We start from the raw sequence: 15,543 nt of genomic DNA on the forward strand, positions 1-15,543 counted from the left end.
AATGAAAATATTAAAATCTACATTATTAATTTTAAGCCTTGTTCTATTTACAAACTGCGAAAGCTTTTTAGATTTAACACCAATTTCTGAAGAAACAAGTTCAGGCGCTTACGATACAACTACCCAAATTGAAGCAGCATTAGTTGGTGCTTACGAATCGTTTCAATCTTCAGAATACTATGTTTGGGATAATATATTATTTAGTGACATGCGTGCTGATAATAATTACGCTGGTGGTGATAATCCTGAAATTTTTGCTATCGACTTTCTAAATATTACACCAACACATTCTAGACTTTTCACACACTGGTCGAATCTATACAATGCCATTTCTAAAGCTAACGTTGTATTGGAACGTGTGGATGATGTTTCAGATCCAACCCTAACGGAAGAAAGAAGAAATCAAATTAAAGGTGAAGCTTATTTTTTAAGGTCTTATCATTATTTCTCTTTAGCCAAATTATGGGGAGACGTTCCCTTAATTACAAGTACAATTAAATCTACCACGCCTGAAAGTGTAAACATTCCTAAATCTCCAGTAACTGATATTTATGCTCAAATTACTAGTGATTTAGAATTGGCTGCAACACTTTTACCAGACACTTATGGAAATGATGCTAGTACAAATAAAGCTAGAGCTACTTCAGGTGCTGCACATGCATTGGCTGCCAAGGCTTATGCACAACAGCCATCGCCAGATTATCAGGCGGTACTAGACCATATTATAGAAGTAGAAAATAGCGATGCTAATTACCGATTAATAACATATAACCAACTATTTGATGGCAACAATCCTAATAACGCTGAATCCATAATTGAAGTGCAATATTTAGGAGGTGTAGAAGGAAACTTTGGACCACAATTATTATTACCACCATCTATCTCGGGCGATACTTGGAGAAAATTTGTAACACCTTCTCAAGACTTAGTAAAGGCTTTTGATGATGCCGGTGATACCGTTAGAAAAAATACGTCAATTTTATTTGAGTCAGTTCAATGGGTAGACGAGTATTGGGGTAATACTGCTGGAAGCACAATACCTTTTAGTTACAAATGGAAAAACGCTAGCGGTTTTGCAAGTTCAGATAATACGTATTTAATACGATACGGTGATATTGTTTTACTTAAAGCTGAAGCTCTAAATGAACTCAATCAACTAGAAGCAGCAGTAACCGAAGTTAACAGAATAAGAAATAGAGCCGAATTACCAGACTTAACGGATAACCAAAAAAGCTCAAAAGCAGTTCTGAAACAAACCATTCTAAAAGAACGCCGTTTGGAATTATTTCAAGAAGCACAACGTTGGGATGATTTAGTACGCTTTGGCGAAATAGTTTCTACCATGAACAATCTTGTTGAGATTGATTTAAGAACCAATACACCTGTTAATTATAACATGACAGCAGATAAAATATTCTTACCTATTCCGCAGCAAGAATTAGATAGAAATCCAGCTTTACAGCCTTAATAAAAAAATTGATTATGAAAACGTTATTTAAAAATCTTTTGTTTTTGCTTTTTGCTAGTATAGCAATAGTAGCATGTGTAACCGAAGACAATTTACAACCTGAAGGACAATGGGAATTAACCAATCCATCCATAATACTTCCAAGTGACGATTTGGTTATATTAGATGAGACTACACCTAGTGATATTATTACATTTAGCTGGGAGGCAGCAACATCGTCTACCGATTTTATAGTAACCTATAAAGTTGTGGTTGACACCTTAGGCTCTACCAATTTCGATACACCTATCTTGGAGTTAACCCCTTCAAATAGTGGAAAAGCGCTATCTACCTCCATTTCTTTCGAAGCTGTAGATGAGGCATTATCATTTGCTGGTTATCCTGCAAACAACGATGTAGAATTAACATGGGCAGTAGTTGCAAATAGTATCAATAAAACGTCTCAAGATTCAAACAATATTACCATTAAACGTTTTGAAACTGAACTAATTCCAAACCGCTTATTTCTTTCTGGTAGTGCTGCTGAAAATAATAGCAACTTATCTGAATCTATACTTTTAAGGAGATTAAACGATTCCGAGGGTACCCCATCAAACATACATGAAGTTTATACTAGTTTAAAAGCTGGTGGCACGTTTCAGTTTTACAGCGAGCAATCCTTACCAGCTTTAATTTACGGTGGTTCTACAGATGGGCAAATAGTTAAATCTGGAGATCCAATATCTGTTACTGAAGATGGACAATACAGAATAAGAATTGATTTAGATAACAACACATATAACCTACTTAAAATTGAGCGATGGAATATGAAAGGCAGCCCCATTATAGGTGGTTGGGGAAGTGATGAACCTTTGCAATATATTGGTAATAGCGTCTGGCAAGCCTCTATTCAACTTGTTAGCACAGGAGGCTTTCTATTTAGAGCAGATGTTAATGGTGGCGACTATTGGGGCTATTTACTAAAACGAATCGTTGGTACTGCCAACACGCTTATAATGGAGTCGGATGCTGGAGCTCAAGGCGTAAATTTTGAAGATATACCTTCAGAACAATTAGGCACAAAACTAGTAACCTTAGATTTATCTGCAAACGCTTACACATACACCATTGAGACCGATCCAAATGCAGCAGAACCTATAGAAACTCCCAATACACTCTATTTATTTAATAATAGTGTACTAGTTGGTGAATTAACTAAAGATGGAGATGTTTTTAGAAGCGATAATTATATCGCATTACAAACTGGTGATCAATTAACACTAAATACTGCGTCAGACGGATCAGGAGATAGTTTTACTTCTTTTGAAAATATCGGGGCTACATCAGAACCTGATGGTATTAATGTTAGTGAAAGTCCTGATTTATTGTCGGGCTCCGATGTTATTAATGTTGAAAGAGACCAAGCCTATAAGCTTACAATTGATTTTGCAAACGCAAAATTACAATGGAATTATTATAATGTTTTTCTGTTCCATTGGGACGAAATTAATCAGAAGTGGGAAGAAAGAAATGAGTTTTTGATGACCTATTCACACCCATATAAATTTACGACTACAGTTGGTTTAAGTGGCAATTTTGATATGAAATTTATCTCGCCTTGGGATAACGATTTTGGATCAGAGTCACCCACTGAACTATCTGGAAATCTAACAAACAGAGGTGGTTCAAACATTAGAAACATAACCACAGATGGTAATTATCAGGTTAATATTGAAGTTACTCCAGATTTTTCTACTGGAACTTATGAATTTGTCCAACAATAAAAACAGAACCATTTCAAAAGGTTCTCTTATAAAAATTATGAAAAGAAAAAATATAACAATAATCCACAAGAGTTTTGTTCTTACCGTTTTAGTTTCGATACTCTTCAGTTGTCAAAGTTGTCAGAACACAGATGACAACTTTAATACTGTACCTCCACCTACCTCTGAAACAGTTGATGTCGACTTTTTCTTAACCAGAGCAGATGAATCTGCATTGTTCTCAAGGCAAGAATCAGGAATTTCAGCATTCAACGATAACGCTAATTTTTCAATAAATGTTTCAGATGGTACAATCTACCAAGAAATGGATGGTTTTGGATATTCCCTTACTGGCGGAAGTGCTTTACATATCAACAATATGTCCGCATCAAGCAGAAGTGCTTTGCTTAACGAACTTTTTAAATGGGATGACAATAATATTGGTGTAAGCTATTTAAGAATAAGTATTGGCTCATCTGATTTAGATGAAGCTCCATTTTCATACAACGATTTACCTTCAGGTGAAACCGATGTGAATATGTCTAACTTCTCAATTAACAAAGACAAAGAAAACTTAATCCCAGTACTTAAAGAGATTTTATCCATAAATCCAAACATTAAAATAACAGCTACACCTTGGTCTGCCCCTGCTTGGATGAAAACCAACCAAAGTACTATTGGTGGAAGTTTAAGAACAGAATATTATGAAGCTTATGCTAATTATTTTGTTAAATACATTGAGGCTATGGCTGCCGAAGGCATAACCATAAGTGCTTTAATACCGCAAAACGAACCATTAAATGAGACCAATAACCCAAGTATGGTAATGCAACCTGTGGAACAGGCAAATTTTATAAAAAACAATTTAGGACCCGCATTGCAAACAGCAGGTATTTTTACAAAAATAATTGCCTATGGTCATAATCCAGATCGAACAGATTTCCCAATAACAGTATTAAATGACAATGACGCAAATCCATTTATAGATGGCTCTGCATTTCATCTTTATGCTGGAAGAATTGATAATTTAAGTTTAGTTCACAATGCACATCCTGACAAGAATATCTATTTCTCAGAACAATGGGTAAGCGCCAATGAAGCCTTTTCTGACGCTTTAAAATGGCATGCCAGAGAACTACTAGTTGGAGCTCCAAGAAATTGGTCTAAAACTGTTTTAGAATGGAATTTGGCCGCAGATGCAAATCAAGACCCACACACAGATGGTGGTTGTACAGAGTGCTTAGGCGCTGTAACTATTGAAGGCAATAACGTCACAAAAAATGTAGCTTATTACATTATAGCGCATGCTGCTAAATATGTAAGACCTGGTTCTGTAAGAATAGAATCGAACTTTTCAACAGAATTACCTAACGTAGCTTATAAAACTCCAGATGATAGCATTGTAGTTATTGTTTTAAACAATACAGGCACTAAAAAAGACTTCAACATAAAAGTAGCAGATAAGCCCATTACCACATCTCTTGATGCTGGTGCAGTTGGGACATTTGTTTGGTAAAATACAACAGAATAGAATATGAAATTTAGGAATAATATCATTACACTTTTAATAGTCGTAATTGCTTTTTCATGCAAAAATCAGTCAAATAATCCTGCTATTGCTGATATAAAAGAAGAAACCAAAACCGACTATTATGGTAAAACTTTAAATGTTTATACTACAGCTGAAGGTACAGATTTAAAGCTATCCTTAACAGAAACAAATAGCTTTAAAAATGCCATACAACCTCTAGAAACTGAAATTGCAGTTTTTGTAAACCCCAATAAAACATTTCAAAAATTTTTAGGTATTGGTGGCGCTATAACCGATGCCTCAGCTGAAGTTTTTGCAAAATTAAGTAAGGACAAACAAGAAGAGCTTTTAAACGCTTATTACAGCGAAAGTGGTATTAACTACAATATAATTAGAACAAGTATTCACAGTTGTGATTTTAGTTCTCAAAGCCATACATACATTGAAGAAGGTGATGCTGAATTAAAGACTTTCTCTATTGAAAAAGACAAACAATTCAGAATCCCCATGATTAAAAGAGCAACAAGTTTGATTAAAAATGATTTGGTTTTTTATGCTAGCCCGTGGAGTCCTCCTGCATTTATGAAAACTAATAAAAACATGTTACAAGGCGGCAAGTTAATGCCTGAATATTATCAAACTTGGGCAGACTATTTTGTGAAATTTATACAGGCTTATGAAGCAGAAGATATCCCTGTTTGGGGTGTAACTATACAAAATGAGCCAATGGCAAAACAACGTTGGGAATCTTGTATCTATACTGCTGAGGAAGAACGTGATTTTCTAAAAAACAATTTAGGGCCAGCATTTGAAAAAGCAGGGTTTCAAGATAAAAACATAGTAGTATGGGATCATAATAGAGATCTTATTTCTCATAGAGCTAATACTATTTTTGAAGACCCTGAAGCAGCAAAATATGCTTGGGGTATTGGTTTTCATTGGTATGAAACTTGGACAGGTGGAGAACCCAAATACGATAATTTATCGAATATCAAAACATCATTCCCAACAAAGAATTTGTTATTCACAGAAGGTTGTCAGGAGAAGTTTAGCGACGAACATTACTTCAGATGGTCTAATGCAGAGCGCTATGGAAACTCTATGATTAATGATTTTAATAGCGGAACCGTGGGATGGACCGATTGGAATATTCTTTTAGATGAAACTGGTGGTCCAAACCACGTTCAAAATTTATGCTTCGCACCTATTCATGCCGATACCAGAACTAACAAATTGATATACACACCATCATACTATTACATTGGTCATTTTTCAAAATTCATAAAACCTAACGCTACAAGAGTAAGTACCACTACTAGTAGAAGCACTTTAGAAAGTACATCTTTTGTTAACGAAAACAATGAAATAATTACCGTAGTAATGAACAAAACAGACAACCCCATTTCCTATAAACTAATTGTTGATGCTAGTGAAGTAGCATTAAACATACCTGCTCATGCCATGCAAACGATAATATATTAATCTTAAACATTAAGCATTATGAAAACAAATTACATTTTAAGTTTTTTAGCAATTATGCTACTTGTCTCTTTTCAAACCACAGCTCAAGTAGATGTCACACTTAAAGTAGACATGTCAGGACAGACTATTAGCACAGATGGTATACATGTAGTAGGAACTATAAATGGGTGGAATACAAGCAGTACCATGCTTACTCAGGAAGGTTCTACAAATGTCTATTCTGTAACTATTCAATTAAATTCAGGATGGCATGAATATAAATTTTTGAACGGAAATGCTTGGGGTACCGAAGAGCAAGCTGGATATCCTTGTGCTCCGTCTAACGGAAACAGGTTTTTATATGTAAATGATTCTGGAATGCCAGTAGTTTTAGCAACTGTACCTTTTGGAAGTTGTAATGCGTCAGGTACAAGTTTTGAAGTAACATTCAACGCTGATATGTCAATGGAAAGTTCAGTTTCTGGAAATGGCATTCACATAACAGGGCCTTTTAATGGATGGAATCCTGGTAATTTGGTTTTACCTAACGTAAACGGCGACATCCATAGCGGAACTTTTAGATTACCAACTCCATTAAATTATCCTATAGTTTTTGAATATAAATATCTTAATGGAAATGCTTGGGGTACTGAAGAAACTCCTGGACCAGAACTAACTTGCGGAACAGTTAGTGGAACCAATAGACTAGTAACTGTTAACAATTCTGGAGAAAGTCTTTTCGATGTATTTAATGGGTGTAATTATACTCTAGGTGTAAATTCCACTCAATTGTCAGATGTTATATCAATTTTCTACAAAAAAAATGAAGGTTTAATTTTAAATATAAAAGAATCAAACTTTCAAAATCTAAAAGTGCATATCTATGACTTATCTGGTCGTAACATAACTTTTAAGGAGATTTCAGGTAGTGAAATTATTTCCCTGAGTCAAATCAGTAAGGGTGTTTATTTTGCACGTATTAATGACACAAACAATAACAGCATGGTCAAAAAATTTATTGCGTTTTAGTTTCGTATATTTAGTTTTTAAAAAGCCTATACTATTTAATCGTATGGGCTTTTTAATTTAATGAAACTAGCAAAACCCAATCTTTATCTTTTTGGGAAGGGGGGACTCCTAACTCCACAATTCCTGTGGCTTTTACAGAAGTTATTGAACCTTCTTGCAAATTCCCTCCATTTCTAGGATCAAACCATTTTATTTCAAATGATTTATGAGATTCGCCTAAATTTAATTTAATTCTGCTAGAATTGGCTTCAGTATAAATAGCGTATACACTATCTTCTTTTGCCATACAATACGCAACCTCTTTTGAAACTATTAAATCATCACGAGGCTCCATCTCCCAAAACGGAATATAATTATTAAAAAAATGAAGCGCATATCGGTTTTGATCCCAAAACAAGTCGCGACTTCTAAAATCTTGACAGGTTAAATCGGAATTTGGACTGGCATAACCAAAATACCATTCTACACCATATCCTCCAGCCATAAGCACGCCCCACATGGCTCTACCTCTTGCGTAATTATGCTCTGGGTCTTCGTCATCAGGTAATAAGGCAATATTGGCTTTTCCTGGTTCATCAACTGATAGTGCCCATTTTTTACCTGTAGCGTTTGATTTCTCTCGCCATTTTAAAACTCTTGGATGTACATCTACAAACTCAGGATCTCGTAATTGCAAAGAGGCTCCTGTTAAGGGGGATTGGTCACCTATTAACTCTGAATATCTATCGTCTTTATTCGGAAATGTATGAATAACTAAATGACTGTTATAAGCATCTAACTTTGAAATATAATTGGCTGCTTTAACAACCTCTTCAATTGGCTGATTGTTTTCTTCTCCTAAATTCCAATTCATGGATAAGTGATGACCAAACCTTGCAATTAATTCTCTGTAGTACAATTTACCTTCCGTTCCAAAAATACCTTTATCCATTAAATGGTCTGTCTCAGTTTCGTGTGTTTTAAAATGTAGAAACATGCCTTTTGTTTCGGCATATTCGAAAATACGTTCCCACTGATCTAACTTTGAAACATCAAATCTTGTTTTATGAAACATGGTTTCCCATGCTTCTTTATTTTTCTTAGTACTTGCATAGGCTTCATACTCTTCAATAGGCACTTTTAGTAAATGAGGGAAAATATTTCTATCATCTCCATCAACGTTAAAAGTTAAAAACGAAAACACATTTAACTCCTCGCTTGCTAAATAATTTACAGCGCCTAAAAGGTTTTTACCTTTGGTGTCTTGCCACAAGTATGGTGATGCACTTTCATCAAAATCTTTTGCATGTGGCTCCCATGCTTTTTGAAAACCTAGTGCATTTGTAGAAACATCAAAATCTGTATATGCTAATAAATTCTCAGGAGCATCAACACCTAATTTTATGAAGTATTTTTCTGTTTCAGCAAACTTCAAATACGATTCATCAACGTACTGAAGCCTTCCTTTAGCACGATTATCTATTCCTTTTTTATCTGATTCTGATATAGTAAATGTACCTGTCTGTCCATCCATAAAACCGGCACTAGAACTAGAAACTGAGCGTATACTTTCTGCTGTAGCGATATTATTACCTTTTTTAAACGAAACCACATACGTCCATTCTCCAATAGCATCTGGTGTAAAACGAACTTGCCAAATATTTCCAGAATCGCTACTTGTTTCTGCTGCAATACCATCAGCAGCATAAAAACCTGGAATTATATATTCTTTTTCCTCATTTTTAAAAGTAACATCTAAACGATAATTTAAAAATGGGTTTGTTAAATCCATCTCACTAGTTTGTGGTCCTTCAAAATTCAAAGTTAATCGATGCCACTTTTTTAATTCTCCGCCAATTATGACCTCTTTATGTTGTTGACAAGAACTAAGAATCAAAAAAAATAAAAAAAGGAAAGAAAAGAATTTATTCATTTTTAAATATGTTATTGAATTACTACCTTCTTTACAAGTTTATTTCCTTTTTCATTAGATAATTCTAAAAAATAAACCCCTTGAACTGGTATAGAAACATCAACTTTGTTTTGAGAAACCTTACCACTTTGTATAACCTGACCTTGAATATTGACTAAGTTATATCTTAAATTTCTAAAATTAGATTGAATATTGAAAATACCTTTACTTGGATTAGGATAAACTAATACTTCTTGATTTGTAAAATTATTGGTACTTAAAGTTGACTTTAACGCAAACATAATTTTATCAGGTTCACTTGATAATGATCTGCGTTGAGTAACCCTTACTGTATTTTCTCCTTGATTTAATGTAATATCTGGAATTATGGTTTCTAAATACACGTTCCAATCAAACGTTCTTGTTATTAAAACATCTTCATAAAGTGTTCCATTAATTTCAATATCCATTATAGAATCATCCCTATTTCTATTTGCAGCTAAGAGAATAAAATCATAAACACCTGGAGTAGTTACCTGAAATTTATGTTCTATAAACTGATTAGAAGAAAAAGCGTCTATATATTCTCCTCCTGAAGCTGAAGTGCTCGACCCTACATTGATGTCATTACTAGCTGTTGTATAATCCTCTGCCTCTAGTGCTATTAAAACTGGGGAATCAGTTTCTGATAACGTAAATTCCTGAAAATACAATGGACGCTTATCGCCTACTCCTGGAGTATTGTTTCCAGTATTTTCCATGAGATAAACATATAGTTTGTTACCAGCAACGAAAGCATCAAAATGAGCAAAGTTTATAGATTCTGTTCCGGTGTAAACTATTTTCCAATCATTTTGCCCTTCTAAAGTGGTTTTAATATTTACTTTCCCTCCTAAAAGCTCCACCATAATCACATGGTTTTTATAGCTGTAAAGTTCACCACGTGTTTGGGGATTAGGGATAAGCCCACCTACATTACTAGAAAAATTAGTATCAGTAGTCAACTTATAATAGTGTACATTTCTATTATCAACACGCTGTACATAATGAATTGCACCATTTTCAGTAACAGTCCAAGCTGGATCGGATGACGACCTAGGTAATGTAGCCGTACCATAATCATCCCCTGGTTGTGCAATTTGAACCGGATCTATGTTTGGGTTAATATTATTTCGGATTGGTAAAGAAATAGATGTATCATTTACATCAAACCATGGTGTGGATGCATTTTTTGGAATTCCATTGGTATAAGCATAATAAAGTCCACTATTTAACATATAACCATTACTAGTATTGGTATCATTATTAGTAGCGTATCTTATTGAAAAACCAGAATAAAACTTACCGTTTAAAAAGCGCTCACCACCATACATATTATTTCTATTCGGTAACGCAAGCGTACCTTCATGAAATAACCAATTATTACTCCAAACGCTACCATCATAATGTGCAAAAAGTATATCACCATTACCGGAACCACCTTGTCTATATCTAGCAATTAAACTCCCATCATCAGCCCTGTGTATCATTGGGTAAGTCATGCGCTCATAGTCCTCACCAGATTTTAAATAATTTCGCTTAGGATTAAAAATATCTAAAGTAAATTCATTATCCGGCACAAAAGCCATATTCGCTTTTGAAACCGAATAATTAAAGAAATCGTTAGGTAAAGAAGAGGACCTATAGGCATGCATATCATATAAAATATGTATGGTATTATCTATAGTACTAACTCCAATGGCTGCTGTATTATGAGAATCACCTCTTATACCAGTCCCTTTTAAAAGTTCTCCACCTTGACCAACATGTTTGTGTGGAAATTCTATTGTAACCCAATTCGAATTCGGCACATTGAGGTTTTTTCTGGATAGCATTAAATTGCGGGTATCCATACCGCCTTTATACCAAGTAACAAAGGCATAGCCATTGACCACATCCACACAATCGCCATGTGGAGAAATCCTTTGACCAAATCTAAAATTCACATTTTTTGTTCCTGCAAAAAACAGACCTCCTTCTCCATTGCCAGATACTCTGGTTGAACTATCTAAAGTAGCAACTAATTCTTTTTGAGCTTCAACTAAAGAACAAAACACTAATAACAAACATAATCCTAAGCAGTACTTTTTCATTTTTATGTTTTTTATTGTAAATGTGTCCTTACGCTTATCCATAACTCACAAAAAGCCAGTAAAATTAGCTATTACTGACTTTAAAGTATTTTCATAATATTCTTCTAAAAAGAATTTATTTTTAGCTGAATAACATGTTTACCTGGGTCTAGCCTTATAGAATCAAAAGCTGATGGTACTTTCTTTCCATTATGAATTAAGTCCTTTCCATCTAAACCGTTTAAAGAAAATTCAGCGACCATATTTCCAGGAATCTCAATTTCATAAGTTTGAAGTCTAGCTCCATTATATGTGTATTTTCCTTTAATTGCACCTCTTACAGTTGGCACTTCTATTTCACTAGATTTTAACTTACTCATTTGAGGCTTTATAGTTGCCACTGCAAATCCTGGTGTTTTAGGTTTTATACCCCATAAGCCACGTGGTATTACATTAGCAGGTACTGCACCCCAAGCGTGATTCCAATCTAAGTTTATTTTATAGTCGTAATCCCAAGCTTCTAAAGTGATTGTAGAGCCTACTCTAATCATGTTATACCAGCTTCTCTTCGCTTTGCTTGCTAGTAATTCTAAAGCATAGTCTGCTTCACCAGCGTTATATAAGCCATCCATTAAAAATTGAGCACCATAAACGCTACATGCCATTCCTCTGGATTTTACATAATCTACAACAGATTGATAATGCTCTTGAGGTACTAATCCAAAAGCTAAAGGCATCATGTTGGCATGTAAAGATGCGTGATCTGTACCTATACCATCTACATAAATACCTCTTTCTTTATCGAACATTTGTTCATTAACTGCCTTTTTTGCTTTTATGGCTCTATATTCAAAATCTAAAGCCTCTTCTGTCTTTCCTAAAATTTTGGCAAATTCTGCCATAATTTTCATGTTTTCGTAAAAGAATGAATTAATTACGGTACTATATGGTTTAAAGATAAATCCATCACGCTCTCCTTTAGTTTTACTACCAGCAAAGTTTTTACCTGGCCAATCTACAATATCGGTTAATGGTTTTTTATAACCTTCAGGAAAACCAAGTTTTTTCATAAATGCTGCGTCTACCTTTGTAGAGGTTATTAAACCATCTTCATTTGATAATTCAAATAACGATTTATGTTTTAATGGCTCGTAATAACGCTCTATAAGTTCTGTATTACCAGTATACATATAGTCTGCATAAATCAACAAAGGCACGTGTTGTTGCCACTCTGTTGGCCATGTTGGATTTTTCATAAAATACTCGATAGTACGTCTTGCCATAGCATATTCTCTATCTGTGGTATAATGGCTTAATTGATTTAAATACGCATCGGCTTCATAAGGAATACGTTCTCTATCTCCATCAACATACAAACCATTAAATGTTGTTGCCTTTATAGAATATTTACTTAAATCCCAAACTTGGTTTAAAATATCGTTATTACTCTCAAAACTACTCGCCTCTTCATCCCAATAGGTATGATATGCTAGTTGAGTAAAGTCTTCTGCCTTCAAATCGCTTTGGGCTCCTTCTACTTCTGCGTATCTGAACGGTACTAATGGAGGAAAACCATCTGGTAGAGGTACTGCTTTATTAGCTCTAGTATTACGTTCGTCTTCTTGAACTTGTATTTGATATTTAGTTTGCCCTGGCTTTACATCTACCTTAATTTCTTGATAGCGAATATTACTTCGTTTAGGAGGCGTTCTATTTACGCTACCGTCATCATTAGCCATTTCACCTACTCTTACCGTAAGAGTATGCGGTGTTTTTGCTGTATAGTTAAAATCCATGGTTGCAAAAGCTGCTTTTCCAAAATCCATAAAATAGGATCCTGTTCTCTTTTTAAAATTTACAGGATTAACTTTAGTAGTTATGAACTTATTTTCTGTTGAAATGATATAACTATCACTCTTACCAGTTGTAAATTTTTGTGGCTCAGAATAATCAACTAGTCTATTTTCTTGCTCCCAAATTCTTACTTTCCAATAATAGTTCTTTCCTAGTTCTAATGGGTTTCCACTATATTCTACATCAGTTGATTTAGTTGAAGCTACCCTTCTACTATCCCAAACATCTCCATTATTATTATTAATATTAGCCTCGCTAGATGCTACCAAGATTTGATAAGCTCCCTGAAATTTTGATCCCAATGGTACGGTCCACCCAAATTCTGGCTTTAAATCAAATATTTCAACATCTGTACTTGGTTCTCTTATCAGTTCTACAGTTAAATCTGTTGGCGCTGCTCTATATTCGTTACTATTCTTTTTAATTAATTCATCAAGTTTTACACGAAGTTTATTTGCTACCTCTTTATACTTTTTCTTTCCGATTAAGTTTTTAATCTCTTGAGGATCTTTTTCTAAATCATAAAGTTCTTCAATAGATTTATCATTAACATATCTGAAGTATTTCCATTTTTTTGTTCTTACACCTTCACTTGGTGGTATATTTTTAAAATCCCATAAATGTTCTATAAGAATTGTGTCTCTGCCAATAGTATTGGTTTCTTGCTTTACAATAGGCATTAAACTTTTACCCTGCCATATTTCTGGCGCTTTAACTCCTGCGATATCTACAATGGTTTGTGGTACATCAATATTCAATACCATATCATCAATATCTTGATGCTTATCAACCCTTGGATCAAAAACAATCAAAGGCACGCGAATAGAGTTATCGTACATCAACCATTTACCTGCAAATTGACGCTCTCCCAAGAAATAACCGTTATCTCCCATTACAATGATAACCGTGTTTTTATCCTGACCTTTTTCTTTTAACTTTTCTCTAATTTTTTTGATTTCTAAATCTATACCTGAAATCATTCTATAGTACCCTTTTAAGCTGTGTTGGTATTTTTCTGGAGTATCATAACGCCAAGTCCAACGTAATCTATTAAAACCATCTCTTACAATTTTGGGCTGTGCTAAAAAGTATTTATCATCTCCTAATTCTGGGTCTGGTATAGTTGTACTCTCTAACATTTTATCCATTTCAGATTGCCAAAAATATTGTTTAGGAGCACCATCATGAGCATGTGGTGCACTAAAACTTAATGATAGGCAAAATGGTTTTTCGTTTTTAGCATTTTTATCAATAAAATCAAGTGCCTGTTGCCCTGTATATCTTGTTAAGTGAACAGTATCGTTGTCTATTGTTTTGTAATAATAGCCTCGTCTGTCTTTATATCTGTTATTTCTATCATAAGATTCATATTCATCAAACTGTTTATCTAAATCATCATAACGAACACCATATTTACCAAAGAAACCGGTGTAATAACCATTATCTTTGAGCAGTTTAGGATATGAGTTTGTCATATATTCCTCACGCACATTACCTGTTTGAAAATTATAGTTGTGCGCACGTTCATGCAGGCCTGTTAAAATACTAGCTCTACTTGCTGCACAAATTGGTGTTGTAACTATGGCTGAATTGAAGTAAGTTCCTGATTTTGCCAAATCATCCATTTGTGGAGTTTCTACAAATTGATTTCCAGTATAACCAATGGCATCAAAACGCTGATCGTCTGTTAAAATGAAAATAATATTTGGTTTTTCATTTTTTACGTTTTGTTGCGCAGAGGCCAGATTTAAACTAAAAATTGAAACTAGGAAACCGAAAAAAAGCTTGATCTTTAACATTAAATTTTTATTAACTGGTAAATAATTATTCATATGTAAATATAAATACCTGATAGGTATATATTAAAACTAAATATTTGAATGTATAAAATTAAATTTTTTATTAACTATAATCATCCTGCACTGTCCTGAAAACAGTGCTTCTAAGTTTATAAATATTAGTGAAGTTCTTATTTAAAACAAGAATCTTAATTTTTAAGAGTTTTGATAACTCAAAATCAATTTTACATAAAATGATGTTTTGATTTTGAAAATAAACATACCATAAAACATTTATCATGTACAATTTATAATAAAAAAAGGCTCCCAACCATAAAAAATTAACACTTATTATGATAGGGAGCCTCGACTAACTCAAACAATTATATATTAGACTAAGTAATAGTTCAAAATATTAATGTAAAATTAAAGTAATTAAGATGTGAAACTATCCTGTTGTATCCTGAAAATAATACTTTTAACAAAAAGATACTTTAGAATAGTATTTACTTAATTATTAATAGACTTATTTTATACAAACTACACTAAAATTAGAATAGTACTCATTATCGATCTCATCAAATTATTTAACTAATTACTAAAAATATTTTTAGTAATATTAAAAACAAAAAAAAAAGCGGAAGTTATATCCGCTTTTTTTGCTATTAATATTTGATA

The 15,543-nt window shown here is 33.7% G+C and carries 8 protein-coding genes; 5 read left to right on the forward strand and 3 right to left on the reverse strand.

The features are described from left to right. Nucleotide 1: 1 nt before the first annotated feature. The 5 genes from ABD939_RS01250 to ABD939_RS01270 are packed head-to-tail and all read left to right on the forward strand — an operon-like array spanning nucleotide 2 to nucleotide 7,231. Nucleotides 2-1,468, forward strand: coding sequence for a RagB/SusD family nutrient uptake outer membrane protein (locus ABD939_RS01250; protein WP_345163561.1), 1,467 nt, complete (start codon nucleotides 2-4; stop codon nucleotides 1,466-1,468). Between the two features lie 14 nt (nucleotides 1,469-1,482). Further along, the gene (locus tag ABD939_RS01255) at nucleotides 1,483-3,231 is read left to right on the forward strand and encodes a SusE domain-containing protein (RefSeq protein ID WP_345163564.1); all 1,749 of its coding nucleotides are present in this window, start codon (nucleotides 1,483-1,485) and stop codon (nucleotides 3,229-3,231) included. Nucleotides 3,232-3,268: 37 nt separating this feature from the next. Beyond that, nucleotides 3,269-4,726: a glycoside hydrolase family 30 protein gene (locus ABD939_RS01260; protein ID WP_345163567.1), complete on the forward strand. Its 1,458-nt coding sequence runs from the start codon at nucleotides 3,269-3,271 to the stop codon at nucleotides 4,724-4,726. 18 nt (nucleotides 4,727-4,744) lie between these two features. Then, the gene (locus ABD939_RS01265) at nucleotides 4,745-6,223 is read left to right on the forward strand and encodes a glycoside hydrolase family 30 protein (protein WP_345163571.1); all 1,479 of its coding nucleotides are present in this window, start codon (nucleotides 4,745-4,747) and stop codon (nucleotides 6,221-6,223) included. Nucleotides 6,224-6,241: 18 nt separating this feature from the next. Further along, a complete protein-coding gene (locus tag ABD939_RS01270) occupies nucleotides 6,242-7,231 on the forward strand; it encodes a T9SS type A sorting domain-containing protein (protein WP_345163574.1) in 990 nt (329 codons plus the stop codon). A gap of 52 nt (nucleotides 7,232-7,283) precedes the next feature. On the opposite strand, the gene ABD939_RS01275 is transcribed toward ABD939_RS01270, so the two are convergent. The 3 genes from ABD939_RS01275 to ABD939_RS01285 form a co-directional block, all read right to left on the reverse strand. After that, entirely contained in the window at nucleotides 7,284-9,143 is a 1,860-nt protein-coding gene (locus tag ABD939_RS01275; protein ID WP_345163577.1) for a DUF5060 domain-containing protein, read from the reverse strand. Between the two features lie 11 nt (nucleotides 9,144-9,154). Further along, nucleotides 9,155-11,254 (reverse strand): BNR-4 repeat-containing protein, encoded by a 2,100-nt coding sequence (locus ABD939_RS01280; protein WP_345163580.1) that lies wholly within the window; start codon nucleotides 11,252-11,254, stop codon nucleotides 9,155-9,157. Nucleotides 11,255-11,358: 104 nt separating this feature from the next. Further along, entirely contained in the window at nucleotides 11,359-14,886 is a 3,528-nt protein-coding gene (locus ABD939_RS01285) for a sulfatase-like hydrolase/transferase (protein ID WP_345163583.1), read from the reverse strand. Between the last annotated feature and the right edge of the window lie 657 nt (nucleotides 14,887-15,543).

Origin of the sequence: Algibacter aquimarinus (assembly GCF_039543265.1) — a bacterium.
Classification (GTDB): Bacteria; Bacteroidota; Bacteroidia; order Flavobacteriales; family Flavobacteriaceae; genus Algibacter_B; species Algibacter_B aquimarinus.

Coding starts and splice junctions, on each gene's coding strand:
- ABD939_RS01250 (WP_345163561.1), top strand. CDS start 2: ATGAAAATATTAAAATCTACATTATTAATTTTAAGCCTTGTTCTATTT.
- ABD939_RS01255 (WP_345163564.1), top strand. CDS start 1,483: ATGAAAACGTTATTTAAAAATCTTTTGTTTTTGCTTTTTGCTAGTATA.
- ABD939_RS01260 (WP_345163567.1), top strand. CDS start 3,269: ATGAAAAGAAAAAATATAACAATAATCCACAAGAGTTTTGTTCTTACC.
- ABD939_RS01265 (WP_345163571.1), top strand. CDS start 4,745: ATGAAATTTAGGAATAATATCATTACACTTTTAATAGTCGTAATTGCT.
- ABD939_RS01270 (WP_345163574.1), top strand. CDS start 6,242: ATGAAAACAAATTACATTTTAAGTTTTTTAGCAATTATGCTACTTGTC.
- ABD939_RS01275 (WP_345163577.1), bottom strand. CDS start 9,143: ATGAATAAATTCTTTTCTTTCCTTTTTTTATTTTTTTTGATTCTTAGT.
- ABD939_RS01280 (WP_345163580.1), bottom strand. CDS start 11,254: ATGAAAAAGTACTGCTTAGGATTATGTTTGTTATTAGTGTTTTGTTCT.
- ABD939_RS01285 (WP_345163583.1), bottom strand. CDS start 14,886: ATGTTAAAGATCAAGCTTTTTTTCGGTTTCCTAGTTTCAATTTTTAGT.